Origin of the sequence: Promineifilum sp. (SeqCode), from assembly GCF_041918635.1 — a bacterium.
Lineage (GTDB): Bacteria > Chloroflexota > Anaerolineae > Promineifilales > Promineifilaceae > Promineifilum.
Window position 1 is genome coordinate 1 of the sequence record NZ_JAYRVJ010000289.1, and the last position, 2460, is coordinate 2460.

Genomic DNA, 2460 nt, shown 5'->3' on the forward strand with positions numbered 1-2460 from the left:
TCCATCGCCCGCACCTCGCGGGGGACGTGTTGCAGGGCGGCCTGGGCCTCGATGATGCTGAAGCCGAGGCTGGTCAGGATGTCGATCACGTCGGCGTCCACGTCGCTGACCAGCGGCAGGGCGGCCGCCGGCCCGCTCAGGTCGAGCTTGTCGCGCAGCTGGAACATGATGCGCTCGGCCGTCTTCTTGCCGATGCCGGGCACGCGCTGCAGGACGGCCGTCTCCTCGCGCATGATGGCGCTCTTGAGCAGTTCGGGGCTGAGCGTGCCCAGGATGGACAGGGCGACCTTCGGCCCGACGCCGCTGACGCCGAGCAAGACCTCGAACAGTTGCAGGTCGTCCTCCACCTCGAAGCCGAAGAGGGACAGGTCGTCCTCGCGCACTTGCAGCCGGGTGTGGAGGGTGATGCGCCGGCCCATCTCGCCCACGTTCTCCAGCACCGTCCGCGGCACGAACACGCGCAGGCCCACGCCGCCAACGTTGATGATGAGGCTGTTCTGCTCGACTTTTTGGATGGTTCCGCTGAGTGACGCAATCATGTTGAGTTCCGCGTGACGAGTGATTGGTTTCGAGGGATCGCAGGGGTGCAGGGGGGCGGGGGAGCAGGGGAGAAGGCCGTGTTCACCCCTGCACCCCTGCCCCCCTGCTCCCCTGCTCTTCCACCGCCTCCGCAAAGGCCACATACCGCGCATGGGTAATGGCGACGGCCAGCGCGTCGGCGGCGTCGTCGGGGTGGGGCGTCTCGGCCAGCTCGAGCAGGTGGCGCACCATGAGCTGCACCTGCGCCTTCTCCGCCTTGCCATAGCCGGTGACGGCCTCCTTGACCTTGGGCGGCGAGTATTCGCCCACGGGCAGCCCGGCGTCGGCCAGCGCCAGCAGCAGCACGCCCCGCGCCTGGCCGACGGCGATGGCCGTGGTGATGTTGCGGCCGAAGAAGAGCTGTTCGACGGCGGCGCGATCCGGCCGGTGGGTCGCCAGCAGGGCGTTGAGCTGCTGGAAGAGGGACTGGAGGCGCTGCGGCGCGGGGTCGCCGGCCGAGGTCAGCAAAACGCCGTAGTCGACAACCGTCAGGTCGCCGTCCACGGCGTCGATGATCCCGTAGCCGGTGGTGGCCGTGCCGGGGTCGAGTCCGATGATGCGCAGGGAAGCAGGGGGGCGGGGGGGCAGGGGAGCAGGGGTGAAAGAATCTCTCCCTTGCTCCCCCGCTCCCCTGCTCCCCTGCTCCCTTTCTCCCTTTCTCCCCTGCATGCTGCTACGCCGCTTCCATGGCGGCGATGGTCTCGTCGCTAAGCTCCAGCGCGGAGTAGACGTTCTGCACATCGTCCAGGTCTTCGATGTGCTCGATGAGGTTCATCACCTGCAACGACTCCGACTGGCTCAGAGTGACGGGGCTGTTGGGGTCGTAGATGAGCGAGGACTCGTCCATCTTGTAGCCGGCGGCCTCCAGCGCCTCCTGGACGGCGCGGAACGACTCCAGCGCGACGTAGATCTCGGCCACGTCGCTGTTGAACTGCACGTCGTCGGCCCCGGCCTCGGCGGCCACCATGAACAGCTCGTCCTGATCCACCTCCTGGCTGATGCTGATGTAGCCCTTGCGCGTGAACTGCCAGGAGACGGCCCCGGCGGCGGCCATGTTGCCGCCGTACTTGGTGACGGCGTGGCGCACGTCGGCGATGGCCCGGTTGCGGTTGTCGGTGACGACCTCGATGAGGATGCCCACGCTGTGCGGGGCGTAGGCCTCATAGATGGCGTCGATCAACTCGCCGCCCTCGATCTCGCCCGTGCCGCGCTTGATCGAGCGCTCGATGTTGTCCTTCGGCATGTTGGCTTCCTTGGCCTTGGCGACAGCCAGGCGCAGGGCCGTGTTGCCGTTGGGGTCGCCGCCGCCCTCGCGAGCGGCGATGGTGATCTCCTTGGCGAGGCGCGTGAAGACCTTGCCGCGCTTGGCGTCGCTGGCGGCCTTCTTGTGTTTGATGGTAGACCATTTGGAATGCCCTGACATACTCACTCTCCCTAACCCGGGGCCGGGTTCCAACTGCGAGACGGCCGCCCGGGGCGGCGCGTAGGATGCGGAATTTTAAGCGGTTGGATTATAGCACAGGCGTCAAGGGTTGGCAGGGGATAGGGATTAGGGGCCAGGGGTTAGGGAAGAGCGCTCTTTCCCTGACCCCTGGTCCCTGACCCCTGGCCCCTGGCCCATCTCCAGCCACGCGCCCACGTCGCCGCCGGCGCGCCAGAAGTCCGTCACGTCCTTGGCCCCGCCGGGCAGCGGGGGGAGGGGATGGACGTTGGACAGGACGCGCCGCCAGGCGGCCAGCCCGGCGCGGCCGGCGTCGTCCTCGTCCAGCCGCAGCAGGATGCGGCCGGCGGGGACGAAGCAGCGCAGCCAGGCGGCGTCGGGCACGCTCATGGCGCTGCCCATCGTCACGGCCGCCCAGCCGGCCGGCAGGTACTGGCTCA

Annotated in this window: 3 protein-coding genes and 1 pseudogene; all 4 read right to left on the reverse strand. The window is 68.3% G+C overall.

Annotated features, from left to right (window positions below):
• Positions 1–539 (reverse strand): Holliday junction branch migration protein RuvA (gene ruvA / locus ACE3UY_RS09490; protein WP_374687302.1); only part of this gene is annotated, 539 nt, incomplete at its 3' end.
• Between the two features lie 82 nt (positions 540–621).
• Positions 622–1143, reverse strand: coding sequence for a crossover junction endodeoxyribonuclease RuvC (ruvC, locus tag ACE3UY_RS09495; RefSeq protein ID WP_374687304.1), 522 nt, complete (start codon positions 1141–1143; stop codon positions 622–624).
• Between the two features lie 109 nt (positions 1144–1252).
• Positions 1253–2002 (reverse strand): YebC/PmpR family DNA-binding transcriptional regulator, encoded by a 750-nt coding sequence (locus ACE3UY_RS09500; protein ID WP_374687303.1) that lies wholly within the window; start codon positions 2000–2002, stop codon positions 1253–1255.
• Between the two features lie 126 nt (positions 2003–2128).
• A pseudogene (locus ACE3UY_RS09505) lies at positions 2129–2460 on the reverse strand (hypothetical protein); the annotation flags it as partial.